This is a genomic window from Streptomyces sp. NPDC101118 (assembly GCF_044759445.1).
Lineage (GTDB): Bacteria > Actinomycetota > Actinomycetes > Streptomycetales > Streptomycetaceae > Streptomyces.
This window is the reverse complement of record NZ_JBIVZG010000011.1, coordinates 137,078-163,666: the sequence shown is the minus strand read 5'-3', so window position 1 is coordinate 163,666 and position 26,589 is coordinate 137,078. Positions and strand designations below refer to the sequence as shown.

The window sequence follows — 26,589 nt, the reverse complement described above, 5'->3', positions numbered from 1 at the left end:
CCGTCAGACCTCCGATGCCTCTGGCTGGTAGACGGCGAGCGCCCAGATCACGAAGATGTTGATGCCGATCATGACGATCGACCAGAGCGGCTGGTACGGCAGGAACAGGAACTGCAGCACCATGCTCAGCGAGGCCAGGCCGATGCCTATCAGGCGGCCCCAGCCGGCGCCGCTGAGCACGCCCCAGCCGGCGACGAGCGCGAGCACGCCCATGATGAGCAGGATCCAGCCCCAGCCGGTGAGGTTGATCTTGTAGATGTAGTCGCCGAAGCGGGCGTAGATGTCGTCCTCGGCGATCGCGGCGATGCCCTGGAGCACCGCCAGTGCACCGTTGATCAGGAGCAGGATGCCGGCGAAGGTCACCCCGCCGGACACCCAGGACGAGTTGGCCGGTGGGCCGCCCGGTGTGCCGTACCCGGGGGTACCTGAAGGTCGTGATGACTCTGTCATGGCCGTATGCCTCCGTTCGCACCCCGCGGTCGTGCCGCGCCGCGGGCCTGCGACCACTCTTCACCCGGACGGCGGCATCCACCACGCGAACAGAGCCATTCGGGTGAAAACGGACATCACTCAGCGTACGGCCTAGAGGGGGTGGCCGCCCTTGCCGGTCTGGTCCGCCTGGGTGGAGAACTTGTTCAGGAAGACGTCGTACCGGCCGTCGGGGCGGCGGGTCAGGGTGGCCCCGTCCTGCCAGGTGCCGTTCTCCGCCCACCACTGGCTGCCGGCCGGGTCGCCCTGGTTCTGGTGGATGTTGTGCATGCCCAGGCCGGCGCTGAACGGCTCACCGAAGACCAGGACCGGCCGGCCGACGGCGAGGATCGGCTCAAGTGCGAGGGCGGCGTCGAGGTTGGAGCCCGAGGTCCACGGCAGTGCGGGCCCGACCAGCGGTGCGAGCAGCTTCCGCAGCCAGCCGGGCAGCGTCGCCCACCAGGACGGCCGGCCCTTCAGCGCCGGGTGCCGGATGTAGTCCAGCGCCCCGGAGGCAGGGGTGCGGGCCAGCTCGTGGTAGCCCGGCGCCAGGGCGGCCACCGGGCCGAGCGCCGCCGCGTCCACGGTGAAGGCCTTCCACTGCACGCCGGTGGCCGAGTCGTGGCTGTCCACGTCGACGGCGCAGCGGTACCGCCCGTCGGGGGCGTCCACCCGCAGGTTGACGTGGAACCAGGCGCCCTCGTCGTCGGGGGTGTCCCGGAAGTGCTGGTGCAGGGTGCCGGACAGTACGCCGTAGCGCTGGAAGGGCATGGGCCCAGTGAACACCGGACCGGCCGCCCCGGCCATCGGCGTTCACCCGGAGGGGCGGAACGCCGCTGCGCAAGGGGCCTGAACGCGCAACCCGGGGGCGCGCGGGGGTGCGCGACGTCTCGACCTGATTACGAGGCGACGGGCTTCTGCGCGAGCACTGAGGTGTGCCTTACCTAAGTTGTATGGTGGCGCCGTCGGTTCCGCGGTGGGGAGGGGAACACGGTGTCCTTGGCTGACGTGCGCCTCGTGGCGAACGCGCTCGACGTCGGGCACGCGGGCTCGCCCGTGCTGGAGGACGTGACGCTGACCCTGCGGGCCGGCGAGATCACCGTCCTGCTCGGCCCCAACGGCTGCGGCAAGTCCACCCTGCTGCGCACCGTCGCCGGACTCCTCCCGCCGCTCGGCGGCGAGGTGCACGTCGACGGGGCACCGCTGGCCTCCCTGGGGCGCCGCGCACTCTCGCGGCGCCTGGCCTTCCTGCCCCAGACCTCGCAGGTGCCGGCCGGAGTCACGGTCCGCGAACTCGTCCGGCACGGCCGGTACGCCCACCGCGGCGCCCTGGCCCGGCACACCGCCGAGGACGCGGAGGCCGTCGGCTGGGCGCTGGAGGTCACCGACGCCGCGCCGCTCTCCGGACGACGGCTCGACGAGCTGTCGGGCGGCGAGCGCCAGCGGGCCTGGCTGGCCATGGTGCTGGCGCAGCGGGCCGGGGTGCTGCTGCTGGACGAGCCGACCACGTACCTCGACCTGCGGCACCAGTTCGAGGTGCTGGACGTCGTACGCCGGCTGGCCCGGGAGCACGCCATCGCCTGTGGCGTCGTCCTGCACGACCTCATGCAGGCGGCGGCCTACGCCGACCGGGTCGTGGTGGCCGCCGACGGCGCGGTCACCGCTGCCGGACCGCCCGGCGAGGTCCTCACCCCCGACGTCATCCACCGCGCGTTCGGGCTGCGCGTCGACGTCGTACGCGATCCGGCGAGCGGGTACCTCGCCTGCTTCCCGCGGCGGCCGGGAAGCCCGGCGGCGGACTGACCGCGTACGCCGGCCCGGGCGCCCACCGCACGGCCGGGGCCCCACCCGCACGGCTCGGGCCGTCCGTCGCCCCAGCCACCTGTGTCACCCCGTCAGCCCTGTCACCCCACCGCGGGCGCGCTGCGCCCGCACGGCCGGTACCGGTACACGAGGAGGACCCACCATGCACGCTTTCCTGCGCACCCTCGCCAGGGGCGCCACCGCGGCGGCCCTGGCCCTGACCCTGGCGGCCTGCGGATCCGGGACCGTCGGCGACCACGGGGAGAAGGGGACGGAGGGCGACGGGGACACCGCCGCCCGCGTCTCCGTGGCCACCGCGCGCGGCACGGTCACCCTGGACCGGCCCGCGACCAGGGTGGTGACCCTGGAGTGGACGTACGCCGAGGAGCTCGTCGCCCTCGGCGTCACCCCGGTCGGCAACGCCGACAACACCGGCTACCGCACCTGGATCACCGCCGCAGGCGCGGGCCTGCCCGGAGCCGTCGCCGACGTCGGCAGCCGGAACGAACCCAGCCTGGAGAAGATCAAAGCGCTCCGGCCCGACCTCATCGTCATCGACGACGAGCGCTCGAAGGCCGGCCTGCGGCAGCTCCGGGACATCGCGCCGGTCGTGTCGTTCACGTACACCACCAAGCCGCAGCTCGGCACCATGAAGCGGAACTTCACGGAGCTGGCGAAGGCGGTGGGCAGGGCGGACCGGGCCGCCGGGGTGGTCGCGCGGATCGACGCCGAGGCGGCCGGGCTGCGGGGCCGGCTGGACCGGGCGGGCAAGGCGGGCCTCACGTACGCCCTCGCCCAGGGGTTCACGGCCAACGGCGCCGCCTCGATCCGGATGCTGACCGACGACGCGTTCGCGCCGCAGGTCCTCGGCCTGGCCGGGATGCGCAACGGCTGGCGGGGGCAGCCGGACAGCTGGGGCATGACCACGGTCGGGGTCGAGGGGCTGACCCGGGTGGAGCGGGACGCGACCTTCCTCTACGTCGCCGCGAAGGACGACGACCCGTTCACCGGCGAACTGGCCGGAAACGCGGTGTGGCGGGGCCTGGACTTCGTGAAGAACGACCGGGCGCTGCCGCTCGACCCGGGGACCTGGCTCTTCGGCGGACCGCTGTCGGCCGTCCACCTGCTGGTCGAGACCGGCAAGGCACTGAAGGTCTGATGACACGTCACGAACCCGGCGGAGGCGGGGGCGGCGCAGAGGGGGGTGCTCCTGCCGGCACCGCCACCGGCCTCGCCTCCCGCGCGGCAGGGCACCCGGTCACCGGCCCGGCCGGTCGCAGGGCCGGCCCCCCGGCCACCCCCCGCTCGCGCGCCCTGCTCGTGGGCGGGGGCCTCGTCCTCGCCCTGTGCCTGACGGCCGTGGTCCACCTCGGCCTCGGCCCGTCCGGGACCGGGCTCGGCGACATCGCCGGCCTGCTGCTGGGCCACGGCGACCCGCGCACCGAGGACGTCCTGCTGGGCAGCCGGCTGCCGCGCACCCTCACCGGCCTCGTCGTCGGCATCGCGCTCGGCGTGTCGGGGGCGCTGGTCCAGGGGGCCACCCGCAACCCCCTCGCCGCCCCCGACACGCTCGGCGTGAACGCCGGGGCCCACCTCGCCGTGGTGGCCGTCGCGTTCACCGGCGCCGGGCTGGGTCCCGTACCGGCCGGCGGCGCCGCGTTCCTCGGCGGTCTGCTGGCCGTGGCGCTGGTGTACGTGCTCTGCGCCGGCGGCGTGCCGGCCCCGGGCCGGGTGCTGCTGGCCGGGGCGACCGTGGCGCTGGCCTGCACCGCGGCGGCCGAGTTCCTCCAGATGCTCGACGTGCAGGCCACCCGGGGGCTGTTCTTCTGGGGCAACGGCACGCTGATGCAGACCGGGCTGGCGCGGCCGCTCACGCTGGGCGCGCTGGTGGCGGCCGGTGCGCTGGCCGCGCCGCTGCTGGCCCGGCCGCTGGACCTGCTGTCCCTGGGCGACGAGACGGCCCGGTCCGTGGGCGTACGGGTGGAGCGCGTCCGGCCGCTCGCGTTCCTGCTGGCGGTGGTGCTGGCGGCGGCCGCGGTGGCGCTGGCCGGCCCGGTCGGCTTCGTGGGGCTGATCGCGCCGGTCGTCGTACGGCAGACCGGCGTCCGCGCCCACGCGCTGCTGCTCCCGCTGTCGGGGCTGGTGGCCGCCGTGCTGGTGCTGGGGGCGGACGCGGCCGCGCAGCTGGTGGTGCGGCCCTCCGCCACGCAGCCGGCGGAGATCCCGGTGGGGGTGGTGACGGCGCTGGTCGGCGGCCCGGTGTTCATGGTCCTGGCCCGGCGGGTGAGCACCGGGGACGCGGACACGGGGGCGGCGGTCACCGTGTCCGCCCGGCGGCGCGGGCCCGCGTTCGCCGTGGTGCTGGGCGGCGGACTCGCGGTGCTGGCGGCGGCGGTGCTGGTGTCGCTGCGGGTGGGCGACGTCCACGTCGGATGGGGCGAGCTGGCCGCCGCGGTGTCCGGCTCGGCCGGGGAACTCACCGAGGCGGTGGTGGCGTTCCGGCTGCCCCGTGTGCTGGTGGCCGCGCTGGCCGGGGCGTGCCTGGCGGTGGCCGGGGCGGCGGTGCAGGCGGTGGTGCGCAACCCGCTGGCGGAACCGGGGCTGCTGGGGGTGACCGGGGGTGCCTCACTCGGCGCGGTCGCGGTCATCGTCCTGGTGCCCTCGGCGCCGCTCGCCGTGCTGCCGGCGGCCGCCGGGGCGGGCGGTGTGCTGATGCTGGCGCTGGTCGTGCTGGTGGCCCGGGGGAGGGGCGGCGCGGGCGGCCTGGACCCGACCCGGGTGGTGCTGGTCGGGCTGGGTGCCGCTGCCACGGCGATGGCGCTGGTCAACATGATCGTGGTCGGCGCGCAGCTGAACCTCGGCTCCGCGCTGGCGTGGCTCGCCGGCAGCACGTACGGGCGGGACTTCACGGCACTGGGCTGGCTCGCGTTGCCCGCCCTGGCCGCGGTGGCGCTGGTGGCCGCCGCCCGGCCGGTGAACCTCCTGGCGCTGGGCGACGAACTGCCGCGCGCCCTCGGGCTGGACCTGGGCCGGGCCCGGCTGCTCGTGCTCGGTGCGGGGGCGGTGCTGGCCGCGGGCACGGCCGCGGCGGTGGGTGCGGTCGGCTTCGTCGGACTGGTGGCCCCGCACCTGGCCCGGCGGCTCGTGGGCGGTGCCGCGGCCCGCGCCGTGCCGATGGCGGCCGTGCTGGGGGCGGTGCTGGTGGTGGCCGCCGACGCCCTGGGCCGCCGCCTGCTGGCCCCGACCGAGATTCCGGCCGGCATCGTCACCGCCGTCCTGGGCGCCCCGTACCTGATCTGGCTCCTGCGCCGGACCTGACCGCCCGACCGCCCGCCCGGCAGCCCGACAGCCGGTCCTCCGTCCGCGAGGCAGGACCACCCCGGCCGGGGCCCGGCCGTACCACCCCGGCCGGGGCCGGCCGTACGGCCCCGGCGGGCGCGGAGCCTCAGACGGCCTCCCGCCCGACGGGCTCACGGGATTCCGGGCGGTCCGGCTCGGCGCCCTGCGCTGCGGCACGCAGGGCCGCCTCGACGCGCCGGTTGCCGGTCATCGTCGAGGTGACGGCGGTCATGGTGAGGAGGAGGCCGGCGGCTGCGTAGAGCGGGGTGCGCACGTCGTAGGCGGTGGCCAGCCAGCCGCCGAGGAAGGCGCCGAACGGGGCGGCGCACATGGCGAGCATGCGGGAGGTGGACGCCACCCGGCCCATCAGGTGGCCGGGGACGATCGCCTGCCGGAGGGAGGGGGCGAGCACCATCGTGGCGCCGACCCCCGCTCCGCAGACGGCGAGCGCGAGCCCGGCGGCGTACGGGTTCGGGGCGGCGGCGAGGCCCAGGACGGCGAGCCCCTCGACGGCGGCCGTGCAGGTGAGCGCGGCGCCCGTGCCGAGCCGCCGGCCGAGGAACGACGCGATGCCCGCGCCGAGCAGACCGCCGGTGGCCTCCGCAGTGAGGAGCAGGCCGAAGCCGAACGTGCCGATGCCGAGACGGTCGTGCGCGAAGAGGGCGAGGACGGTCTCCACGGTGACGAAGGCGACGTTCCCGACGGCGGGCCGCAGCGCCAGCCCGAGCAGCAGCCTGTCCCGGAACACGTACGAGGCACCGGCCCGGGCCTGCCGCGGCAGCGACTCGCGGACCTGCGGTACGGGCCGGGGCGCGGCGGGCAGCGACCGTACGAGCAGCGCCGAGAGGGCGAACGACACCGCGTCGGCGAGCAGCGGAACCGCCCGCCCGAGCGCGAGCAGGGCGCTGCCCGCGGGCGGCCCCGCGAAGCCGGAGGCGGCGGTCTGGGTGCCGCGGAGGCGGGAGTTGGCGCGCTCCAGGAGCGCGGGGTCACGGCCGAGCAGGTCCGGCAGGTAGGCCGTGGCGGCCGTGTCGAAGAAGAGCCCGCCGAGGCCGAGCAGGAAGGCGACGGCCGCGAGCAGGGGGATCGTGAGGACGTTCAGGGCGGCCGCTGCCGCCGGCACCGCGAGCAGCGCCGCACGCGCCGCGTCCGCGACCCACATCGTGCGCCGGCGGTCCCAGCGGTCGACCAGCGCACCGCCGAGCATGCCGAAGAGCAGCCACGGCAGCGTCCCTGCGGCCGTGACGACGGCGAGCGCCATCGGGTCCCGCGTCAGCGTCAGCGCGAGCAGGGGGAGTGCGGCGTGCAGCACGCCGTCGCCGAGCGAGGAGACCGTCTGCGCGGTCCAGAGCCGTCCGAACCCGGTCGGGAACTTCCTTGCGTCAGAGGTCACTTGGCGTCACCCCCGGCCTGCGCGCCCTGTGCCGGGTGGAACAGGGCGAAGACGAGTGACGTGTCCGGCAGCGCCGGGTCGGACAGCTCCCGGTACTCGTCCGCCAGCGCCTGCAGGCGGGCGCCCAGTTCCGCGAACTGCTCGTCGGTGAGCCGCAGGTGCGCCATCCGCACGTGCCGCGCACCGTCCGCCGGCGCGGCCTCCAGGTCCGCCACCGCGTGCCGCATCAGCACGTCCGGGCCGCCCTCGCCGGGATCGGGCAGCGCGATCGACCGCGCGGCCATCGCGTAGTACCGCTCGTTGACCCCCCGCACCTTCCGGGTGCGCACCACCTTCACCAGGCCGGCGCGTTCGAGGAGCCGTACGTGGTAGCTCGAACTCCCCTTGGCCAGGCCCACCCGCTCGGCGATCTGGGTGATCGTCGCGGGCTCGAAGCGGAGCACGGCCATGATCCGGTGCCGCGTGAGGTTGGAGACGGCGCGCAGCTGCTCGTCCGTGGTGACGTGGAACGTCTCGGGAAGATCGTCAGTGGGCATGAGCCCAATGGTCAACACTTCTTGACCATTGGGCAAGGGGTTATCCGTGCGCGTTTCCGGAACCTGTTCTTCAACTGCTGCGTGCGGTACGGGAACGGGCGCGTCCGGCCCGGTCCGCGGCGGGGTCCGCCGGTGCCCTGAGGGTGCGGGCGGTCAGGGCGCCGAGGAGGCAGACCAGGGCGGCGGCCAGGCAGACCGCGGCGAAGGCGGCCGAGAACGCGGCCTCGGCCGCCGGGCGCAGGGCGGGGGAGAGCAGGTCGAACCGGCCGGTCTCCAAGGCCTCCCGCGAGGCGCCCCCGCCCGCCGCCGTCGCGGCGGAACCCGGGACCTCGTCGAGGCGGGCCGAGAACAGGGCCCCGAGGACGGCGACCCCCGTGGCGGTGCCCAGGGGGTGGCAGGCGTTGGTCAGCCCGGAGGCCATGCCCGCCCGGTCGGCCGGCACCGCACCCACCGCCACGCCCAGCAGCGGCGGGAAGATGACGGCTGCTCCCACGCCCATCGCCACGAGGCCCGCGAAGGCCAGGGCCGGCCCGGCGCCGGGCCACGTGGCGGCGGCCGGGGACTCCCAGGTGCCGGGGCCCGCGACGGTCGTTCCCTCCCCGCCCACGCCCCCCGGCCACGCCGATGCCGCCAGGGCGAGGAGGCCGAGCCCCTGGGCCGTGAACCCGCAGGCCACCAGCGTCGAGGCCGGGAAGGCGCGCTGCAGGCGGGCCGCGAAGAGGCCGGCCAGCAGCAGGCTGCCCGTCAGCGGCAGCAGGCGCAGGCCCGTTTCGAGGGGCGAGTGGCCCTGCGCACCCTGGAGCCACAGCGTGACGAAGGCCAGCACGCCCAGCCCCGACAGCCGCGCCAGGAACCCCAGCACCGCGGCCCCCGCGAACGCGCGGATCCGCAGCAGGTCCAGGTCCACCAGCCCGTCCCCGCGGCGCTGGCTGGCCACCAGTCCGAGCGCCAGGACGACGCCGGCCGCCGCCGACACCGGCACCGGCCACGCCGTCCACCCCGCGTCCGGCCCGGCCGTGAGCGCGTAGTGGACGCCCAGCAGCGCCCCGACCCCCAGCAGCGCGCCGAGCGGATCGGCCCGGCGCCCCGCACCCCCCGGCGCCGCCGGCTCCGGCATCCTGGCCAGCGCCCCGGCCACCACCAGCACCCCGATCGGCACGTTGACCAGGAAGATCCACCGCCAGCCCAGCGCCTGGACCAGCACGCCGCCCACGACGGGCCCGAGCGCCCCGGCCGCGGAGGCGAGGGCGGCGTACGCGGCGATCGCCGACTGCCGGCGGGTGCCCTCGTACGCGGCGGCGATCAGGGCGAGGGTGGGCGCGAACGCCAGCGCGCCGCCCACCCCCTGGACGGCCCGCGCGGCCACCAGGGCGCCGGCGTCCGGCGCCAGCCCGCACCCGGCCGAGGCCAGTGTGAACAGGGCCATGCCGGCGGTGAAGACGGCCCGGCGGCCGGTCCGGTCCGACAGCGCCCCCGCGGACAGCAGCAGGGCGCCGAAGGCCAGGGAGTACGCGGACACCGTCCACCGGACGGTGCCGAGCCCGCTGTCCAGGTCGCGGGCGATGCCCGGCAGCGCGACGTTCACGACCGTGACGTCCAGGGTCATCATCACGCCCCCGGCACTCACGAGGGCGAGCGTCCAGCGGGGCGTACGAGAGCGGTGGGGCATCGGCGGACCTCTCCGATCCGGAGCAACAGGCCGGTCTGCCACCGGTGTTGCACCTGGTGAGCACCTGATGAACCGTCAACTGGCAGTGATCGCCCGGGCGTCCGAAAGCGCACCTTGTCCCTAAGGTAAGCCTAACCTAATCTTGGCCGGGCCTGGGCGTCCAGACGCCCCGTGCGCACCGATCCGGACAGACCGCGGAGCCGCCCGATGCCCAGTCGTCCCCGTCATCCCGTGCCCGATCTGCCCCAGGTCGCCCCCTCCGCGTGGCGGGAGGCCAACCGCCGGCTGCTCGCCAAGGCGATCGGCGAATGGTGCTTCGAGGACATGCTGAAGGCCGTCGCGACCGACGGCGGCGGCTACCGCGTCGACCTCCACAGCGGCACGACCTACGCCTTCTCCGCGACCCCCGGGGCCTTCGGCTGGCTGCGCGTCGACCCCGCCTCGATCACCCGCACCGCCACCGGCATGCTCGGCAACTCCGTCGCCCAGCCCGCCTGGGACGCACTCCGCTTCCTCATGGAGGCCGCATCGACCCTCGACAGCGACCCCTCCACCATCGCCACCTACTTCACCGAACTCTCCGCCACCCTCGCCGCCGACGCGGCCCGCCTCACCCGCCCCGGGGAGACCGCCGCCGAACTGCGCGCCCTCGGCCACACCGAGCTGGAGTGCCGGATGACCGGACACAGCCTGCTGGTCGCCAACAAGGGCCGCATCGGCTTCTCCGCCGAGGACGTACGCCGCTACGCCCCCGAGTCCGCCCGCCCCCTCCGGCTCCGCTGGGCGGCCGTCCACCGCGGCCTCGCCGAGTTCCGCGGCACCTCGGAGCTGTCCGAGGAGGCGCTGCTCGCCCGGGAACTCGACGAGGAGACCCGCAGCCGCTTCGCCGCCGTCCTGCGCGACGCCGGCCTCGACCCCCGGGCCTACGTGTGGCTGCCCGTACACCCCTGGCAGTGGGACCACGCCGTCCAGACCCTGCACGCCGCCGACGTGGCGCAGCGCCGCATCGTCCCCCTCGGCGAGGGCCCCGACCAGTACCTGCCGGGCCAGTCCGTCCGCACCATGGCCAACACCAGCCGCCCCGGCCGTCACGACGTGAAGCTCCCCCTCCGGATCCTCAACACCCTGGTCTGGCGCGGCATCCCGCCGCACTGCGCCCTCGGCGCCCCCGTCGTCACCCAGTGGCTGACCGGACTCGTCGCACGCGACGCCTTCCTCACCGGGACGTGCCGGACCGCCTTCCTCGGCGAGGTCGCGTCCGTCACCGTCCGCCACCCCTACCTGTCCGCCCTCCCCGACGCGCCGTACCAGCACCTGGAGACCCTCGGCTGCATCTGGCGCGAACCCGTCTCCGCCCACCGCGACCCCGACGAACGCGTCCGCACCTTCGCCGCCCTCCTCCACACCGACCACACCGGCACCGCCTTCGCCGCCGAACTCGCCCGCGCCTCCGGCCTCGACCCGCGCGACTGGCTGCGCCGCCTCTTCGACACCCTGCTCGTACCGCTCCTGCACGTGCTCTACCGGTACGGGATCACCTTCAACCCGCACGGCCAGAACACCCTCATCGGCTACGACCGCGACGAGGTGCCCGTCCGCCTCTACCTGAAGGACTTCGTCGACGACGTCTGCGTCTCCTTCACCGACGTGCCGGAGCGCGGCCCGGAACCCGACGGCCACGACCACGTCCTGCCCCGCAAGCACCCCTCCGTCATCAGGCAGCACGTCATGGACCAGGTCTTCGTCGGCCACTTCCGCTACCTCGCACCCCTCTGCGCCGACCAGCTCGGCGTCCCCGAGCCGGAGTTCTGGCGCCTGGTCCGCCAGACCGTCCTGGACTTCCAGCACCGCCACCCCGAACTCGCCCCGCGGTTCACCGAGTACGACCTGCTCACCCCCGAGATCCCCCGGTACGGCCTGAACCGCGACCGCATCGTCGTCACCCGCTACGGCGACCGCGCCCTGCGCCACGCGCTCCACCCGAACGGCACGCACCCCAACCCGCTCGCCGACGGCTGAGGAGTACCGCCGTGACACCCCTGACCGGGACCCGCCCCCCGGCGTCGTCCCTCCCTCCGCCCCGGCTCGCCGCCGCCCGCGACGGCCTCGCCCGGGTCACCGCCGCCCTGGCCGTCGCCGCCGGCGCCGCCTCGGCCGCCCGCCGCGCCGACGGACCCCTGCCCGCCGGCACACCGGCCGCCGTCCTCGCCGCAGCGGCCGCCGCCCTCGGCCCCGCCCGGCTGCCCGACCGGGGACTCGGCACCGACCGGGCGCTCCGGCTGCTGGCCGGCGTACTGGCGGAACACGGCATCGACCTCGCCCACCCCTGGGCCGCCGCCCACCTCCAGCCGCCCCCGCTCACCGTCGCGGTCGCCGCCGACGCCCTGGCCGGTGCCGGCAACGCCTCCCTGGACACCTACGACTCCGGCGCCTGCGCCCTCGCGGTCGAACGCTGGGTCGTCGGCGTACTCGCCGGCCTGGCCGGCCTCGGCGAGCGCGCCGACGGCGTCCTCACCCCGGGCGGCTCCCTCTCCAACCTGATGGCCCTGCTCCTGGCCCGGGACGCCACCGCGCACCGGCGCGGCCTCGACGTCCGGCGGCACGGCGTCGCGGCCCTGCCCGGGCCGGTGGTGTTCTGCTCCGAACTCGCCCACTTCTCGACCCACCGCGCCTGCGCCGCCCTCGGCCTGGGCGAGGCCGCCGTCCACCCTCTGCCCGTCGACGCCCGCCGCCGCATGAGGCCGGACGCCCTGGCCGCCGCCCTCGACGCGCTCGGCCCGGACCGTACGCCCGTCGCGGTGGTCGCCACCGCCGGGACCACCGACTTCGGCACGGTCGACCCGCTGCCGCAGATCGCCGGCATCGCCGCCGCGCGCGGCCTGTGGCTGCACGTCGACGCCGCGTACGGCTTCGGCGCGCTGTTCTCCGAGCGCCTCGCCGGCCGCCTCGCCGGACTCGAACTCGCCGACTCCGTCACCCTCGACCTGCACAAGACCGGCTGGCAGCCGGCCGCCGCCGGCGCCCTGCTGGTCGCCGACCCCGCGGCCTTCGCCGCCCTCGAACGCGAGGTCGCCTACCTCAACCCGGCCGACGACGCCGAGGCCGGGTACGACGGCCTGCTCGGCCGGAGCCTCCAGACCACCCGGCGCGCGGACGCCGTCAAGGCCGCCGCCACCTTCCTCGCCTACGGCCGCACCGGCCTCGGCCGGCTGGTCGACACCTGCCACGACCTGGCCCGCCACGCCGAACGCCGCGTCCGCGGCGAACCGGACCTCGAACTCGTCGGCCCGGCCGAGCTGACCACCGTCGTGTTCCGCCACCGCGGCACGCGGCCGGGCACCGCCGACGCCCTCAACGCCGCCCTGCGCCGGCACCTGCTGGAGAGCGGCGCCGCACTCGTCGGCCGCACCATGGCCCGTACCGGCGGTCCCGGCACGCGCCCGCGCGTCTGCCTGAAGCTCACCCTGCTCAACCCCGCCGCCACCCCCGCCGACATCGACGGCCTGCTGGACGCCGTCCTGGACGCGGGCCGCACCTGCGCACCACTCCTGGAGGAGGACGCCGCATGAGCACGGCGCAATCCGTCCCCGACCCGCTCGACGACCCCGACCCGCGGGCCGCCGCCGAACACGCCCACCTCGAAGCCCTGTTGCGGTGCTGGCTGCGCGAGACCGGCACCCCCGTCGCCCCCGGCCCGCTCCGCGTCGGGCTGCCCACCGCCGGACTCTCCCTCGTCACCGAGGTCACCCACCGCTCGCCCACCGGCTGGCACCGCTTCGCCGCCGTCCGCCTGGACGGCCCCGGCGGCCCCCTCGGTCCGACCGCCGACCCCGTCACCGCCGTCGCCCTGCTGGCCACCGAGGCCGCGCTGCGCGGCGGCGCCCGCCCCGGCGGCGTACCCCGGCCCGAGGCCGCCGACCTGGTCGAGCGGACCGCCGAGTCCGTACGGCGGACCGCCCTGTTCGTCGCCGACCGCCGCGCCCGCCCCCAGCCCCCGCCCGGCACCGACGGCTTCCTCGACGCCGAACAGGCCCTCCTCCTCGGGCACTTGAACCACCCCGCCCCCAAGAGCCGCGACGGCCTCTCCGACCGTGACGCCACCGCCTTCTCGCCCGAACTGCGCGGCTCCTTCCCCCTGCACTGGTTCTCCGCCGACGCGTCCGCCGTCTCGCACGACGCCGTCGCGAGCGCCCCCGCCCTCGACGGCCGGGACGCCCCCGGACTGCTCGCCCGCCTCGCCGGCCGGCGGCCCGGCCCCGGCCGGGTGCTCGTACCCGCCCACCCCTGGCAGGCCCGCGACCTGCTCCAGCGCCCCCGGATCCGGGCCCTGCTCGACTCCGGCGCGCTGGAGTTTTTCGGCGCGCTCGGCCCCCTCTGGTGGCCGACGTCCAGCCTGCGCACCGTGTACCGGCCGGACGCCCGCGTGATGCTCAAGCTCTCGCTGGGCCTGAGGCTCACCAACTCCCGCCGCGAGTCCACCCGTACCGAGCTGCACCGGGGCGTCGAGGTCCACCGGCTCCTCGACGCCGGGCACGCCGACGGCACCCTCAAGGCCCACCCCGGTTTCACCGTCACCCGCGACCCGGCCTGGCTCGCCGTCGACGAACCCGGCCGCCCCGGCGGGCCGGAGGTGACCGGACTCGACGTCGCCGTGCGCGAGGTGCCCGACGGCATCGCCGACCTGCGCTGCCTCGCCGGCCTGGTCGCCCCGCGCCCCGGCCTCGGCCGCAGTGCCCTCGGCGGGATCGTCGCCGCCCTCGGCACCGGGGCCGCCGAGCGCTGGACCGCCGCCTACACCGACCGCGTCCTGGTCCCGATGCTCCACCTGTACGCCGCCACCGGCATCGGTCTGGAGGCCCACCAGCAGAACACCCTGGTCCGGCTCGACCCGCGCGGCCGCGTCACCGGCGGTGCCTTCCGCGACAACCAGGGCTACTACCTGGCCGCCTCCCGCCTGCCGGACGTGCTGGACCGGCTGGGCACCGGCGCCACCACCCTGGCCGTCACCGACGACGCCCTCGTCGACGACCGCCTCTCGTACTACCTGCTGCGCAACCAGGCCCTCGCCGTCGTCGGCTGCCTCGCCGTCGACGGGCTCGCCGACGAGCGGCGGCTGCTCGGGGTCCTGGCCGGCCGGCTGCGCGCCGCCCTGCCCGCCCTCGCCGAGGCCGGCCCCGACGGCGACCGGCTCGCCCGCCGCTGGCTGACGGCCGCGACCCTGCCCTGCAAGGCCAACCTGCTCACGCGGCTGCACGGCATCGACGAGGTGCTCGCCCCGCTCGACGCCCAGTCCGTCTACCTCGACGCGCCCAACCCCCTGAGGGAGGCCGCCCCATGACCCCGCCACCCGGGAACCCCGACGCCGACGACCCCGCCGCCACCCCGGACCCGGTGTCCGCCCCGGACCTCCCGGACCCGGTGTCCGCCCCCGACCCCCCGGACCCGGTGTCCGCCCCCGACCCCCCGGACCCGGTGTCCGCCCCCGACCTTCCGGACCCGGTGTCCGCCCCCGCCACCCCGGACCCGGCACCCGCACCGGCCCCGCCCCTGCCGCGCCTGCCCGCCCCCTGGTCGGCCCGCGTCGCCCGGCCCGACGGCGCCGACCTGGACCTCGTACACCGCTGGATGGCGGCCCCGCACGTCGCCGCCTTCTGGCACCAGGCCTGGCCGCGCCCCCGCTGGCACGAGGAGATCGCCGGACACCTCGCCGGCGACGCGGTGCTGCCGCTGCTCGTCGCCCTCGACGGCCGTCCGTTCGCCTACGCCGAGGTGTACCGGGTGGCCCGCGACCGCCTCGCCGGCCACTACCCGCACCTGCCCCACGACCTGGGCGTCCACCTCGCCATCGGCGATCCGGACCGCACCGGGCGGGGCCGGGGCCGCGCCCTGCTGCGCGCCCTCGCCGAGGCGCTGCTGGCCGCCGACCCGGCCTGCACCCGCGTCGTCGCCGAACCGGACGTCACCAACGCGCCCTCCCTCAGGGCCTTCGAGGCCGCCGGCTTCCGCCCCGCCGGGAAGGTCGTCCTCCCCGACAAGACCGCCGCCCTGCTCGTCCACCCGCGGACGGACGGAGACCTCCCGTGACCGACGGCACCCCCAGTGGCACGCGCAACGGCCCCGGCCCGGGAAGCGGCACCGCACACGACGTGATCGCGATCGGCTGCGGCCCCTTCAACCTGGGACTGGCCGCCCTGGCCTCCACCGTGGACGGCCTCGACCTCGTGGTCCTGGAGGAGCGCCCCGAACTGACCTGGCACCGCGGGCTGATGTTCGGCGACGCCTCGATGCAGGTGAACTTCCTCGCCGACCTGGTCACCCTCGTCTCGCCCCGCCACCCCCTGTCGTTCCTGGAGTACCTCCACGACAACGACCGGCTCTACACCTTCACCGTCCGCGAGAACTTCTTCCCCTCCCGCCGCGAGTACGAGGACTACCTGCGCTGGGCGGCGGCCCGGCTGCCCTCCCTCCGCTTCGCGCACCGCGTCGAGCGGGTCCACTGGGACCCGGCGGACGGGCGGTTCGCCGTCCACGCGGTACGCGGCGACGGCACCCGGCCCGTGCTGCGCGCCCGGGACCTCGTACTCGGCATCGGCAGCGCACCGTACGTCCCCGACGCCCTGGCCGGCCTGCCCCCGGACCGGCTGCTGCACACCGGCGACTACCTGTACCGGACGGCCGACGTGGCCGCCGCCCGCAGGGTCACCGTCGTCGGCTCCGGCCAGTCGGGCGCCGAGGTCGCCGCCGACCTCCTCGGCCGCAACCTCGCCGGCGGACCCGCGGTGGCGTGGCTCACCCGGACCGGGTCCTTCGCGCCCCTCGACTACACCCGGCTCGTCCTGGAGATGACCACCCCGGCCTACATGCGGTACTTCCACTCCCTCCCCGAGGAGACGCGGGACCGGCTGGCCCGCGAGCAGTGGCAGTTCCACAAGGGCATCTCCACCGGCACCCTCGACGAGATCCACGAACTGCTCTACCGGCGGCAGCTGGAGCCGGGGCTCGCCGACGTGGAACTGCGCCCGGGCACCACCGTCGAGTCGGCCGCCGTCGACCCCGCGGGGCGGGCGGTGCTGCGCTGCCGGCACCGCGACACCGGACGGGCCTTCGCGCACACCACCGACCTCGTCGTCGCAGCCACCGGCTACCGCGACCGCACCCCGGCCTTCCTCGGGCCCGTCGCCGGCCTGGTCGCGCGGGACGGCAGAGGCCGCCCCCGGGTGCGCCTCGACCACTCCCTCGAACTCGCCGGGGACGTCACCGGCCGGATCTTCGTGGCCAACGCCGGCACCCACTCGCACGGCGTCTCGTCACCGAACCTCGACATCGGCGCCGTCCGCAACGCCGCGATCCTCAACGCCGTCACCGGCCGCGAGGCCTACCGCCTCCCGCGCCGCAGCGCGTTCACCAGCTTCGCGCCGCCCCGTCACCGGGAGCCGCCCGGTCACCCGGCCCCGCCGAACCCCCAGGACTCGATGTCGCGGTAGCGGATCGGCCCCGGGCCGCGCCCGAAGTCGCTGCCCACCAGGTGCAGCCGGGCGGCCGCCCACCCACGGCCGCGGAACCCGGCCAGCCCGCCGGCCGCCTCCACCACGGAGGCGTTGTCGCCCCTGCGGGCCCGCGCCAGCGTCAGGTGCGGGCGCAGCGGCCGGTCCGGGAAGTCGATCCCGCACTCCTTCACCAGCGCCCGCACGTCCGTGGCGAGCAGGTGCAGCTCGTCGAGGTCCCCCTCGATCCCGCTCCACAGCACCCGCTCGTCGAAGTGCCCGCCGCCGCTCAGCGCCAGCCGCACCGGCCCGCGGGCCGCCGCGAGCTCCGCCAGCGGGGGCTGCAGCCCCGGCACGCTGCCGGCGGGCAGCTCGCCGAGGAACGCCAGGGTGACGTGCCAGTCCTCGATGCGGTTCCAGCGCATGTCCGGGTACGCCGCGTACGCCGGCCCCAGCGCCCGGGCCAGCTCGTCCTTCGCGTCGTCGGGCGGGGCGAGGGCGATGAATATCCGTACGGTGCTCGCGTCCCGGGTCGTCTCGTTCACCCCCCTTTCGTACCGCGCCGCGCCCGCCCCGGTCACACCGGCCCCGCCCCCGGGCGGTGGGACCGGCCCCGCCCCGGGGCGGGACGGGCGCCGCCCGCGGAGGTGGACAGGCCCCGTCAGGGCGGGCGAGGCGCCGCCCGCGGTGGTGGACCGGCGCGCGGCGGGCGCAGACTTGGCACATGGCAGAGGGCCTCGGCGAGGTCAGCGGCCCGGCCCGGCTGGCCGGCCCGGAGGAAGGGATCGGGCGCGACGAGCTCGCGCTGGCGGCCCGCAACCACGGCCTGCCCCTGGAGGCGCTGCGCCACTCCGTCACGCCGCCCGGCCTGCACTACGTCCTGACCCACTACGACATCCCGTGGGCGGACGGCGAGGACTGGACCCTCACGGTCGGCGGCCGGGTGCGCCGGCCCCTGGAACTCGACGTGGCCGCCCTGCGCGCCCGCCCGTCCTTGACGCTGCGCGTGACCCTGGAGTGCGCGGGCAACGGCCGCGCCCTGCTCTCGCCCCGCCCCGTCAGCCAGCCGTGGCTGACCGAGGCCGTCGGCACCGCCGAGTGGACGGGCGTCCCGCTCCGGGAGCTCCTCGCCGAGGCCGGCGTCGGGCCGGACGCCGTGGACGTCGTCTTCACCGGCGCCGACCACGGCGTCGAGCGCGGCGTGGAGCAGGACTACGAACGGGCACTGCCGGTGCGCACCGCGCTGGGTGACGAGGACGGCGTACTCGTCGCCCACACGATGAACGGCGCCCCGCTGCCGCCCCAGCACGGGTACCCGCTGAGGCTCGTCGTGCCGGGCTGGTACGGCATGGCGCACGTGAAGTGGCTGCGCCGGATCACCGTCCTCGACGCCCCGTTCACGGGCTTCCAGCAGACCGTGGCCTACCGGCTGCGGCAGGAACCGGGCGAGGCGGGCGAACCCGTCACCCGGATCGCGCCGCGCGCCCTGCTCGTACCGCCCGGCTTCCCCGACTTCATGTCGCGGACCCGGGTGCTGCGGCCGGGGCCGGTGCTGCTGGAGGGCCGCGCCTGGTCGGGGCGCGCCCCGGTCACGTCCGTGGAGGTGAGCACGGACGACGGCGCGACGTGGCGGCCCGCGGAGCTGGAGCCGGCGCCGGCCGGTGCCCGGCACCGCTGGGCCTGGCGCCGGTGGACGTTCCCCTGGTCCGCCGGGCCGGGCCGGTACGTGCTGTGCGCCCGGGCCGCGGACGCGCGGGGCAACCGGCAGCCGGACCGGCCCCCGTGGAACCGCGGCGGCTTCGCGAACAACCAGGTCCAGCGCCAGCCGGTGCTGTGCGTGGCCGGCACCGGTCAGGACCGACCGGGCACGCAGGGACCGGACCGACCGGACCGACCGGACTGACCAGACTGACCGGACCGACTGGACCGACTGGACCGACCGGACTGGCCGGCCCGCCCGGCCCCGCCCGGCCCCGCCCGGCCCGTTCCGCCCGCCCGGGCCGGCCCGGCATGACGGAAGTCTTACGGGGCGGTGTGGGACGGCGCGGTCCGGCGCCCCGCTGCGTAGCGTGCCGGGCATGCGCGTACTTGTGACGGGAGGCGCCGGGTTCGTCGGCGCCCACGTGGTCGACGACCTGCGGAGCCGGGGGCACGAACCGGTGGTGTTCGACGTGCTGCTGCCGGCCGCCCACCCCGCGGAGCCGGTGCTCCCCGACGCGGAGTTCCTGCGCGGCGACGTACGGGACGCCGACGCGGTCCGGCGGGCCCTGCGCGGGGTGGACGCGGTGTGCCACCAGGCGGCCATGGTCGGGCTGGGCAAGGACTTCTCCGACGCGGCGGACTACGTGGCCTGCAACGACCTGGGGACGGCCGTGCTGCTGGCCGCCATGGCGGGGGCCGGGGTCCGGAGGTTCGTACAGGCCGGGTCGATGGTGGTGTACGGCGAGGGCCGGTACGCCTGCCCCGTCCACGGCGTCGTACGGCCGGGACCGCGGGCCGTGGCGGACCTCGAAGCCGGCCGCTTCGAGCCACGCTGCCCCCGCTGCGGCGCCGGGCTGGCGCCGGGGCTGGTGGCCGAGGACGCCCCGGCCGACCCGCGCAACGTCTACGCGACCACCAAGCTGGCCCAGGAACACCTGGCCGCCTCCTGGGCCCGCTCGACCGGGGGCTCGGCGGTCTCGCTCCGCTACCACAACGTGTACGGGCCGGGGATGCCGCGGGACACCCCGTACGCGGGGGTGGCCTCCTTCTTCCGGTCCGCCCTGGCCCGCGGCGAGGCGCCCCGGGTGTTCGAGGACGGGGGCCAGCGCCGGGACTTCGTCCACGTACGGGACGTGGCCTCGGCCAACACGGCCGCGCTGGCGCGGCTCGCGGACCCGGGGGAGGGGCGGCGAGCCGGGGCGGGGCGGCACGCGGCGTACAACATCGGCAGCGGCGAACCGCACACCGTCGGCGAGATGGCCGCGGTGCTGGCCCGGGCCCACGGCGGGCCCGTACCGGTGGTGACGGGGGAGTTCCGGCTCGGGGACGTCCGGCACGTCACGGCCGATTCGTCGCTCGCCCGGCGGGAGCTGGGCTGGCTGCCGCGGGTCGGCTTCGAGGAGGGCATGACGGAGTTCGCGGCCGCGGCGCAGCGGGCCGCGGCGGGGGGCCGGTAGCCCCGCCGGGCGCCGCGCGGGGGCCCGGCGGGGCGCGCCGGGGCCCTGGTCGGGCGGGGCCCCGGTCGGGCGGGCCCCGGGGGCCGCGGCCCCGTCAGGCCAGGGGCAGCGTCACCTCGAAGCGGCAGCCGCCCGGTACGTTGCGCACCTCGGCACGGCCGGAGTGGGCCTCGACGATGCCCCGTACGATCGCCAGCCCGAGCCCCGCGCCGGACGGCGGCGTACGCGCGGGGCTGCCCCGCCACCCGGTGTCGAACACCCGTGGCAGGTCCTCGTCGGGAATGCCGCCGCAGGCATCGGTGACGGACAGCACGGCCCCGTCGGCGCCCTGCCCGACCGCCACGGCGACCGTGCCGTCGGCCGGGGTGTGGCGGATGGCGTTGACCAGCAGGTTCGCCAGCACCCGGGTCATCTCCTTGCCGTCCACGTCCACCGGCACGTGGGCGATCTCCTCGCCCACCAGCCGCACCCCGCGCTCCCGGGCGAGCGGGTCGGCGCCCAGCAGCGCGTCGGCCGCCAGGTCCCGCAGCGAGATCCGGCTGGGGGTCAGCTCCAGCGCCCCGGCGTGGATGCGGGACAGCTCGAACAGGTCGCCCACCATCGTGTCGAGGCGTTCCACCTCGGTGCGGATCCGGCGGTGGTAGCGGGCGGGGTCGTCCACCACGCCGTCCTCCAGGGCCTCCGCCATGGCGCGCAGGCCGGCGAGCGGGGTGCGCAGGTCGTGCGAGATCCACGCGACCAGTTCGCGGCGGGAGGATTCCAGCGCGCGCTCCCGCTCCCGGGAGGCGGTCAGCCTGGCGCTGGTGGCGGCCAGTTCCGCGGCCAGTGCGGAGAGTTCGGCGGTGGCGGGCGCGGGCGGGGCGGCGAAGCTGCCGTCGTCCCCGAAGTCGCGTGCGGCGAGCGCCAGATCGCGGCTGCGGGCGACGACCCACCGGCCCATCAGCAGGGCCGTGGCGAGCGAGACGAGGGCCGCCATCGCGACGACCAGGGTCACCACCGTCAGGTCGTGCGGGGACAGGAACATGGCCCGGGCGACGGCGAGGGTCCCGGCGAGCATGGCCGTGACCGCCACCACGGCGACGACGGCCAGAGACACGGTGACCGACCGCCGCCGCAGCAGGCGCAGGGCCAGCGCCCCGGCGGCCCCGGCGCACACGGCACCGCCGAGCGCGAAGAGGGCGATGAGCAGGAAGTCCGTCACGGCCGGCCGCCCTGCGGCGCGGCGGCCGGTCCGGGGGCGGGGCCCGGCGGCGGGGCGGGGGCGGCGTCCGGCGTGGGCGGGGCCGTGTCCGGCGTGGGCGGGGCGGCGGCCGGCGTGGACGGGGCCGTGTCCGGTCGCGCGGAACCGGCACCGGCCTCGAAGCGGTAGCCGACGCCCCACACCGTGTGGATCAGCCGCGGTACGGCCGGGTCCTCCTCGATCTTGGCGCGCAGCCGTCGTACGTGGACCGTGACCGTGGACAGGTCCCCGAAGTCCCAGCCCCACACGTCCCGCATCAGCTCCTCGCGCGTGTGGGCCCGCCCGGGGTGCGACAGGAAGTGGGCCAGCAGGTCGAACTCCCGCAGGGTGAGCGCCAGTTCGGCGCCGTCCCGGGTCGCCCTGCGGGTCACCGGGTCGACCGTGATCCCGGCCGCCCGCAGCGGTGCGGGCACCCGCACGACGGCGGACTCCGCGCCGGGCCGGCTGCGGCGCAGCACGGACTCCACCCGCAGGACCAGCTCCCGCGGGCTGAACGGCTTGGTGACGTAGTCGTCGGCGCCCAGTTCGAGCCCCGCGATCCGGTCCTCCTCCGTGCCCCGAGCGGTCAGCATGATCACCGGGACCGGGCGGTCGGCGCGCAGCCGCCGGCACACCTCCAGCCCGTCGATGCCCGGCAGCATCAGGTCGAGGACGACCAGTTCGGGCGGGTCGGCGGCGGCCAGGGCGAGGGCGCCGGGCCCGTCGGCGGCGTGCCCGACCGTGTGGCCGGCCCTGCGGAGGTATCCGGTGACGACCTCCGCGACGGTCGGGTCGTCGTCGACGACGAGGATCCGGGCGGGCTCCGCGGGGCCCGGCCGTCCCGCGGGGGGTGCTGGCGTGCTCATGCGCCCCAGTGTCGTACGGCGGGCCCCCGGCCGTCCCCCCTGGCCGGCCCGCCCGGTCCCGCCGTCCGTGTTTCGTAAGGAGTCGATCACCCCGTTCCCGGGCCCGGCTTCCTACGGTGACAGGCGTGACCGATGACCCCCTGAACCCTCCCGTGGACGTCGTCCTGCCCTGTCTGAACGAGGCCGGGGCGCTGCCCTGGGTCCTCGCCCGCATCCCCGCCGGCTGGCGCGCCCTCGTGGTGGACAACGGCTCCACCGACGGGTCGGCGGAGATCGCCCGGTCCCTGGGCGCCACCGTCGTGCCCGAGGCCCGGCGCGGCTTCGGCGCCGCGTGCCACGCCGGACTCCTCGCCGCCGAGGCCGAGTTCGTCTGCTTCTGCGACTGCGACGCCTCCCTGGATCCCGGGCTGCTGACCGGCTTCGTACGGGCCGTCGCCGCGGGGGAGGCCGACCTGCTGCTGGGCCGCCGCCGCCCGAGGGGCCGCGGTGCCTGGCCCGCGCACGCCCGGGCGGGCAACCTGGTTCTGTCCCGGATGCTGAAGCGCCGTACCGGCCTGCGGCTGCACGACCTCGGGCCGCTGCGGGCCGCCCGGCGGGAGGCGCTGCTCGCCCTGGACCTCACCGACCGGCGCAGCGGCTACCCGCTCCAGATGGTGGTGCGGGCCGCCGACGCCGGCTGGCGGGTGCGGGAGGAGGACGTCCCGTACCTGCCGCGGACCGGCCGCTCCAAGGTCACCGGCACCTGGCGGGGCACCTGGCAGGCGGTGCGCGACATGCGCGCGGTCCTCGCCGAGCCGCCCCGGCCCGCCCCCGCGGCCCGCCCCGCCGGGGGTGTCCGGTGACCGCCCTGCTCGTGATCGCCAAGGAGCCGGTGGCCGGCCGGGTGAAGACCCGGCTGACGCCGCCGTTCACCCCCGCCGAGGCGGCCGGCCTGGCCCGGGCGGCCCTCGCGGACACCCTGGACGCCGTGGCCGCGGCGCCCGCCGACCGCCGGATCCTGGTCCTCGACGGCAGCCCCGGCGACTGGCTGCCGGCCGGCTTCGAGGTCGTGCCGCAGCGCGGCCGCGGCCTCGACGAACGGCTCGCCGCCGCCTTCGCCGACTGCGCCGGCCCGGCCCTGCTGATCGGCATGGACACCCCCCAGGTCACTCCGGAACTCCTGCGGCCCGCCCTGGACTTCGGCTCGCACGACGCCTGGTACGGCCCCGCGGCGGACGGCGGCTTCTGGGCCCTCGGGCTCGCCGCCCCCGACCCGGCCCTGCTGCTCGGCGTACCCATGTCGGTCCCCGGGACCGGCGCCGTGCAGTACGGACGCCTGCGCGCGGCGGGCCTGCGGATCGGCCGCCTCCCGGTCCTGCGGGACGTGGACACGGCACCGGACGCCCACGAGGTGTCGGCGACGGCCCCCGGAACCAGGTTCGCCACCCTGCACACCAGCCTCACCAACCCCGCGGACCGGCCCCGGTGACCGCCCCCGGCGCGACCGCCCGCCCCGCGCGGTCCGGGGCCGGCCCGGCGCCCTGGCGCGACGACCCGTACACCCGTGCCCTGCGGGCCGGGCACGGGCCGCTCTTCCTGCGCCGCGCGGACGGCTGGCTGCTGCCGCTGGAGGTGGAGCGGTGGCTCGCCGACGCGGACCCCGCCGACGAGGGCGTGCTCGCCCGGTGCCGCGGCGCGGTGCTCGACATCGGCTGCGGCCCCGGCCGCCTGGTCGCGGCCCTCGCCGGCCGCGGCCACCAGGTCCTCGGCGTGGACGTGAGCCCGGCCGCCGTGACCCGGACCGTCCGGCGCGGCGGAACCGCCCTGTGCCGCTCGGTGTTCGGCCCGCTGCCCGGCGAGGGCCGCTGGACGACCGTCCTGCTGATCGACGGCAACGTCGGCATCGGGGGAGACCCCCATGCGCTGCTGACCCGGGTGGCCGCGCTGCTCGCCCCCGGCGGACGGCTGATCGCCGAAGCCGCGCCGGTGGAGGTGGACGAACGGTGCGAGGTCCGCCTGGACGACTTCCGGGGCACCCCGGGCGTCCCGTTCCCCTGGGCCCGCGTGGGCCCGGACGCCCTCCGCCGCCACGCCGCCGCCGCGGGCTGGACGCCCACCGGCACCTGGCCGGCCGCGGGCCGGACCTTCACGGAACTGCGCCTGTAGGCGGCGGGAGCGAGCAGGCCGCACCGCCCGGCCCCGCCCTGCGGGACCCGCGGCCCGCAGAGCACGGGACCCGCGCTCCGGGCCGCGGGCAGCTCGCTCCCGCAGAAGACGCAGCCGACGCCGTCCTCGGGCACGACGTCGTGCTCCCGGCGGTCGGGGGACGGCCGGGAGCACAGTGCCGCGGGTGACGGCGGAGGGGTGGCGTTCCCGGCAGCCGGGGCACCGCCGGAGCACGGCCTCGTGGGCGAAGCCGGAGGGCCGCCCGAAGCCCCCGGCGTCCAGCGCGCGGGCGACCGCCGGCCGCTCCGGGCCCGGGAACGGCGCCGGGGGCCGGGAACGGCGCCGGGGCCGGCACCGGCATCGAGCCCGGCACCGGCACCGGGCCCGCACCGGCGCCGGGCCCGCCGGGGCGGCGGCCTGCCCGGGGCGGCGGCCTGCCCGGGGCGGCGGCCTGCCCGGGGCGGCGGCCTGCCGGGGCGGCAATTGGCGTCCGGGCAGTACCCGCGGGACTCGTTGCCGGCCTCGCCCACGGCCCAACAGCCGCCCTCCCTCGTGCGCGAAGGCGATCTCGCCGGCACTCGGGACCGCGCCTGCGCCGGCACAGGCCACACGCTCGCTCCGCCGGGGCGCCGACCGCAGCACACCGCCCACACCGGCCACGAAGGCGAGCGGTTCGGTCGGCTCCACCGATCGCCCCCGACCCAGCCACGGGCATCACCCGCCGAGCAGCTCCGACGACCGCCGTCACGCGGCCGCACCGCAGCCTTCGACTCGACCGGCCCGACCTGCTCGACCGGCCGGACGTATCGGCAACCCGTACCGGCCACCGCGCTCCGGCGCACCCATGCCGGCCACCCCATGCGGCACGCGGCCGGGGCTCGGGCCCGGCTGCTCCCAGCGGATCGTCGAGCGCCCGCCCGCACCTGGCGCCTCGTCCGCTCCGCCCGCGCCCACCCGGCTGTGCCTCGTCCTCGGAGGCGGGGGTCTTCCGGGCCGCGTCGTCCGGCGTCTCACCCGGCTGGGCGTCGTTTCGGAGGCGGGGGTCTCGCTGGCCGCGTCCCCCGGCGCCTCACCCGGCTGGGCCTCGATTTCGGAGCCGGGGGTCTTCCGCGCTGCGTCGCTCTCGCGCCCCACCCGGCTCGGTCTCGCCTCGGAGCCGGCGGTCCCCCGCCACGCATCGCCCCCGGTGCCGGCACGACGTCCCGCCGGCGCCTTCAGGCTGGCGCATCAGCCTTCCCGTCGCCGCCGGGACCGCGTGGGTGCCGTCGCCTCCGCAGCCGGGCGAGCAGCGCCGCGGCGGTCGCACACACGGCCACGGCCGCCAGCACCAGCAGCAGGTTGCGCCCGTACGGCAGTGGCAGCGCCGACGGGTTCGGCGGCGCCCCCGGCCGCAGCAGCAGCGGGAGGGTGACCAGCACCAGCGCCCCGGCCGTGACCAGCGCCGCGCGCACCACGGGACGCGCCGGCAGGGCGGCCACCAGCAGCCCGACCCCCAGCACCAGGGGCGCCACCACCCCGTCGTGCAGCACCAACGCGCCGCCCAGCCACACCAGTACGGCGTACGGATCGGGCTGGGAGGAGAGGTGCCACCCCCCGATCCCGATCAGCAGCACCCCGAGCAGGCCGACCACCCAGCGCGCGAGGGACACGGGGGAGGAGGGTCGGGCGTCCCCGGACCCGTCTTCACCCTCGGCGGCTGGCGCCTCGGCGGTGTTGCCGGGCCCGGCGACCGGCGTCTCGGCCGCCTCCCCGGCCTCGCCGACCGGCCCCTCGGCCCCGTCCCTGTTCCCGGCCTCGGCGGCCGCCATCGCGGACGCGTCTCCGGCCCCGGCGGCCGGCACCTCAGACGCGTTCCCGTCCCCGGCGGCCGCTACCTCGGCCCCGCCGGCCGGCATCCCGGACCTGTCCCGGTCCCCGCCGATCGGCGCCCCAGACGCGTTCCCGTCCCCGGCGGCCGGCATCGCGGCCTCGTTCCCGGCACCGGCCTCGGCCATCGTCATCGCGGACGCCTCCTCGGCCTCGGGGGCCAGCGCCCCAGAGGCGTCCCCATCCCCGGCGGCCGCCACCTCGGCCCCGTGCCCGTCTCCGGACACGGGGCCGTCCCCGCCGCCCGGCACCGGCGGCTGGTCGGCATCCCCGGGCCCGTCGCCCGTTCCCGGCAACGATCTGCCTCCGCCCGCGGGCACTTCCCCGGCTGGGGGCACTTTCCCAGCCGGGGGCGTTTCCTCGGCCGGGGGCACTTCCGCGGCCTTAGGCACTTCCCCGGCTTCTGGCACCGGCTCGTGCCCGGCCTCGGGCAGGTCTGCGGGTTCCGGAGCCGGCGTGCCCGAGGCGCCCGGCGCGGGCCCGGCCTCCTCCGGCCCCTCTCCGGCGCCCGGCCCACCCGTCGGCCCGGGCCCGTCTCCGGCATCCGCCCCGCCCGTCGGCCCCGGCACATCCCCGCCTCCCGCCGCACCCGTCGGCCCGGGCCCGTCTCCGGCATCCGCCCCGCCCGTCGGCCCCGGCACAT

General features: G+C 77.2%; 22 protein-coding genes. 13 read left to right on the top strand and 9 right to left on the bottom strand.

Annotation, left to right across the window (positions count from 1 at the left end):
• Positions 1 to 3 precede the first annotated feature (3 nt).
• Together ACIQUQ_RS19585 and ACIQUQ_RS19580 are read right to left on the bottom strand one after the other, a co-directional pair.
• Complete coding sequence (locus ACIQUQ_RS19585) at positions 4 to 375, bottom strand: hypothetical protein (protein ID WP_403977293.1); 372 nt, start codon at positions 373 to 375, stop codon at positions 4 to 6.
• Between the two features lie 207 nt (positions 376 to 582).
• On the bottom strand, positions 583 to 1,239 hold the full coding sequence (locus tag ACIQUQ_RS19580) for a DUF2278 family protein (protein WP_403977291.1): 657 nt from the start codon (positions 1,237 to 1,239) through the stop codon (positions 583 to 585).
• Between the two features lie 222 nt (positions 1,240 to 1,461).
• On the opposite strand from ACIQUQ_RS19580, the gene ACIQUQ_RS19575 reads away from it, so the two are divergent.
• The 3 genes from ACIQUQ_RS19575 to ACIQUQ_RS19565 all read left to right on the top strand — a co-directional run bounded on the left by ACIQUQ_RS19575 (position 1,462) and on the right by ACIQUQ_RS19565 (position 5,589).
• Positions 1,462 to 2,271, top strand: coding sequence for an ABC transporter ATP-binding protein (locus ACIQUQ_RS19575; RefSeq protein WP_403977289.1), 810 nt, complete (start codon positions 1,462 to 1,464; stop codon positions 2,269 to 2,271).
• A gap of 163 nt (positions 2,272 to 2,434) precedes the next feature.
• Positions 2,435 to 3,430: an ABC transporter substrate-binding protein gene (locus tag ACIQUQ_RS19570; protein ID WP_403977287.1), complete on the top strand. Its 996-nt coding sequence runs from the start codon at positions 2,435 to 2,437 to the stop codon at positions 3,428 to 3,430.
• The gene (locus ACIQUQ_RS19565) at positions 3,430 to 5,589 is read left to right on the top strand and encodes an iron ABC transporter permease (protein ID WP_403977285.1); all 2,160 of its coding nucleotides are present in this window, start codon (positions 3,430 to 3,432) and stop codon (positions 5,587 to 5,589) included. The genes ACIQUQ_RS19570 and ACIQUQ_RS19565 overlap by 1 nt, the downstream gene beginning before the upstream one ends.
• A gap of 127 nt (positions 5,590 to 5,716) precedes the next feature.
• Here ACIQUQ_RS19565 and ACIQUQ_RS19560 read toward each other — a convergent pair whose 3' ends face one another.
• From ACIQUQ_RS19560 to ACIQUQ_RS19550, 3 genes are all read right to left on the bottom strand, one after another.
• Complete coding sequence (locus ACIQUQ_RS19560) at positions 5,717 to 7,003, bottom strand: MFS transporter (protein WP_403977283.1); 1,287 nt, start codon at positions 7,001 to 7,003, stop codon at positions 5,717 to 5,719.
• Positions 7,000 to 7,539, bottom strand: coding sequence for an ArsR/SmtB family transcription factor (locus ACIQUQ_RS19555; RefSeq protein WP_403977282.1), 540 nt, complete (start codon positions 7,537 to 7,539; stop codon positions 7,000 to 7,002). Before ACIQUQ_RS19555 ends, ACIQUQ_RS19560 begins: the two co-directional genes overlap by 4 nt.
• Before the next feature lie 70 nt (positions 7,540 to 7,609).
• Entirely contained in the window at positions 7,610 to 9,208 is a 1,599-nt protein-coding gene (locus tag ACIQUQ_RS19550; protein WP_403977280.1) for an MFS transporter, read from the bottom strand.
• A gap of 231 nt (positions 9,209 to 9,439) precedes the next feature.
• Here ACIQUQ_RS19550 and ACIQUQ_RS19545 point away from each other — a divergent pair, with 231 nt between their 5' ends.
• From ACIQUQ_RS19545 to ACIQUQ_RS19525, 5 genes are read left to right on the top strand one after another with little or no spacing between them, the layout of a single operon-like run.
• On the top strand, positions 9,440 to 11,227 hold the full coding sequence (locus ACIQUQ_RS19545; protein WP_403977278.1) for an IucA/IucC family protein: 1,788 nt from the start codon (positions 9,440 to 9,442) through the stop codon (positions 11,225 to 11,227).
• Between the two features lie 11 nt (positions 11,228 to 11,238).
• Entirely contained in the window at positions 11,239 to 12,777 is a 1,539-nt protein-coding gene (locus tag ACIQUQ_RS19540; protein WP_403977276.1) for a pyridoxal phosphate-dependent decarboxylase family protein, read from the top strand.
• Positions 12,774 to 14,546: an IucA/IucC family protein gene (locus ACIQUQ_RS19535; protein WP_403977274.1), complete on the top strand. Its 1,773-nt coding sequence runs from the start codon at positions 12,774 to 12,776 to the stop codon at positions 14,544 to 14,546. The genes ACIQUQ_RS19540 and ACIQUQ_RS19535 overlap by 4 nt, the downstream gene beginning before the upstream one ends.
• Positions 14,543 to 15,292 (top strand): GNAT family N-acetyltransferase, encoded by a 750-nt coding sequence (locus ACIQUQ_RS19530; RefSeq protein WP_403977272.1) that lies wholly within the window; start codon positions 14,543 to 14,545, stop codon positions 15,290 to 15,292. The genes ACIQUQ_RS19535 and ACIQUQ_RS19530 overlap by 4 nt, the downstream gene beginning before the upstream one ends.
• Positions 15,289 to 16,692, top strand: coding sequence for a lysine N(6)-hydroxylase/L-ornithine N(5)-oxygenase family protein (locus ACIQUQ_RS19525; protein WP_403977270.1), 1,404 nt, complete (start codon positions 15,289 to 15,291; stop codon positions 16,690 to 16,692). Before ACIQUQ_RS19530 ends, ACIQUQ_RS19525 begins: the two co-directional genes overlap by 4 nt.
• Here ACIQUQ_RS19525 and thpR read toward each other — a convergent pair.
• Positions 16,650 to 17,237 carry an RNA 2',3'-cyclic phosphodiesterase gene (gene thpR / locus ACIQUQ_RS19520; RefSeq protein WP_403977268.1) on the bottom strand — a complete coding sequence of 196 codons (588 nt, stop codon included), beginning with the start codon at positions 17,235 to 17,237 and terminating at the stop codon, positions 16,650 to 16,652. The two genes, ACIQUQ_RS19525 and thpR, sit on opposite strands and share 43 nt — an antisense overlap.
• A 179-nt stretch (positions 17,238 to 17,416) precedes the next feature.
• Here thpR and ACIQUQ_RS19515 point away from each other — a divergent pair, with 179 nt between their 5' ends.
• Together ACIQUQ_RS19515 and ACIQUQ_RS19510 are read left to right on the top strand one after the other, a co-directional pair.
• Positions 17,417 to 18,595 (top strand): sulfite oxidase, encoded by a 1,179-nt coding sequence (locus ACIQUQ_RS19515; RefSeq protein WP_403977266.1) that lies wholly within the window; start codon positions 17,417 to 17,419, stop codon positions 18,593 to 18,595.
• A 175-nt stretch (positions 18,596 to 18,770) separates the two neighbouring features.
• Positions 18,771 to 19,850 (top strand): NAD-dependent epimerase/dehydratase family protein, encoded by a 1,080-nt coding sequence (locus ACIQUQ_RS19510; protein WP_403977264.1) that lies wholly within the window; start codon positions 18,771 to 18,773, stop codon positions 19,848 to 19,850.
• A 94-nt stretch (positions 19,851 to 19,944) separates the two neighbouring features.
• Here ACIQUQ_RS19510 and ACIQUQ_RS19505 read toward each other — a convergent pair whose 3' ends face one another.
• Entirely contained in the window at positions 19,945 to 21,051 is a 1,107-nt protein-coding gene (locus ACIQUQ_RS19505; RefSeq protein WP_403977262.1) for a sensor histidine kinase, read from the bottom strand.
• Positions 21,048 to 21,935: a response regulator transcription factor gene (locus tag ACIQUQ_RS19500; RefSeq protein ID WP_403977260.1), complete on the bottom strand. Its 888-nt coding sequence runs from the start codon at positions 21,933 to 21,935 to the stop codon at positions 21,048 to 21,050. The genes ACIQUQ_RS19505 and ACIQUQ_RS19500 overlap by 4 nt, the downstream gene beginning before the upstream one ends.
• Positions 21,936 to 22,060: 125 nt before the next feature.
• Here ACIQUQ_RS19500 and ACIQUQ_RS19495 point away from each other — a divergent pair, with 125 nt between their 5' ends.
• Genes ACIQUQ_RS19495 through ACIQUQ_RS19485 form a run of 3 tightly spaced genes read left to right on the top strand, consistent with a single transcriptional unit; the run spans position 22,061 to position 24,080 of the window.
• The gene (locus ACIQUQ_RS19495; protein ID WP_403977258.1) at positions 22,061 to 22,777 is read left to right on the top strand and encodes a glycosyltransferase family 2 protein; all 717 of its coding nucleotides are present in this window, start codon (positions 22,061 to 22,063) and stop codon (positions 22,775 to 22,777) included.
• A complete protein-coding gene (locus tag ACIQUQ_RS19490) occupies positions 22,774 to 23,403 on the top strand; it encodes a DUF2064 domain-containing protein (protein ID WP_403977256.1) in 630 nt (209 codons plus the stop codon). Before ACIQUQ_RS19495 ends, ACIQUQ_RS19490 begins: the two co-directional genes overlap by 4 nt.
• Positions 23,400 to 24,080, top strand: coding sequence for a methyltransferase domain-containing protein (locus tag ACIQUQ_RS19485; RefSeq protein ID WP_403977254.1), 681 nt, complete (start codon positions 23,400 to 23,402; stop codon positions 24,078 to 24,080). The genes ACIQUQ_RS19490 and ACIQUQ_RS19485 overlap by 4 nt, the downstream gene beginning before the upstream one ends.
• A gap of 1,214 nt (positions 24,081 to 25,294) precedes the next feature.
• Here ACIQUQ_RS19485 and ACIQUQ_RS19480 read toward each other — a convergent pair.
• On the bottom strand, positions 25,295 to 26,173 hold the full coding sequence (locus tag ACIQUQ_RS19480) for a hypothetical protein (protein WP_403977252.1): 879 nt from the start codon (positions 26,171 to 26,173) through the stop codon (positions 25,295 to 25,297).
• Positions 26,174 to 26,589: the final 416 nt, after the last annotated feature.

Bases quoted from the DNA above. Each gene is read 5' to 3' on its own strand.
- ACIQUQ_RS19535 (WP_403977274.1), top strand. From the start codon at position 12,774: ATGAGCACGGCGCAATCCGTCCCCGACCCGCTCGACGACCCCGACCCG.
- ACIQUQ_RS19510 (WP_403977264.1), top strand. From the start codon at position 18,771: ATGCGCGTACTTGTGACGGGAGGCGCCGGGTTCGTCGGCGCCCACGTG.
- ACIQUQ_RS19530 (WP_403977272.1), top strand. From the start codon at position 14,543: ATGACCCCGCCACCCGGGAACCCCGACGCCGACGACCCCGCCGCCACC.
- ACIQUQ_RS19570 (WP_403977287.1), top strand. From the start codon at position 2,435: ATGCACGCTTTCCTGCGCACCCTCGCCAGGGGCGCCACCGCGGCGGCC.
- ACIQUQ_RS19515 (WP_403977266.1), top strand. From the start codon at position 17,417: ATGGCAGAGGGCCTCGGCGAGGTCAGCGGCCCGGCCCGGCTGGCCGGC.
- ACIQUQ_RS19580 (WP_403977291.1), bottom strand. From the start codon at position 1,239: ATGCCCTTCCAGCGCTACGGCGTACTGTCCGGCACCCTGCACCAGCAC.
- ACIQUQ_RS19565 (WP_403977285.1), top strand. From the start codon at position 3,430: ATGACACGTCACGAACCCGGCGGAGGCGGGGGCGGCGCAGAGGGGGGT.
- ACIQUQ_RS19555 (WP_403977282.1), bottom strand. From the start codon at position 7,539: ATGCCCACTGACGATCTTCCCGAGACGTTCCACGTCACCACGGACGAG.
- ACIQUQ_RS19550 (WP_403977280.1), bottom strand. From the start codon at position 9,208: ATGCCCCACCGCTCTCGTACGCCCCGCTGGACGCTCGCCCTCGTGAGT.
- ACIQUQ_RS19500 (WP_403977260.1), bottom strand. From the start codon at position 21,935: ATGAGCACGCCAGCACCCCCCGCGGGACGGCCGGGCCCCGCGGAGCCC.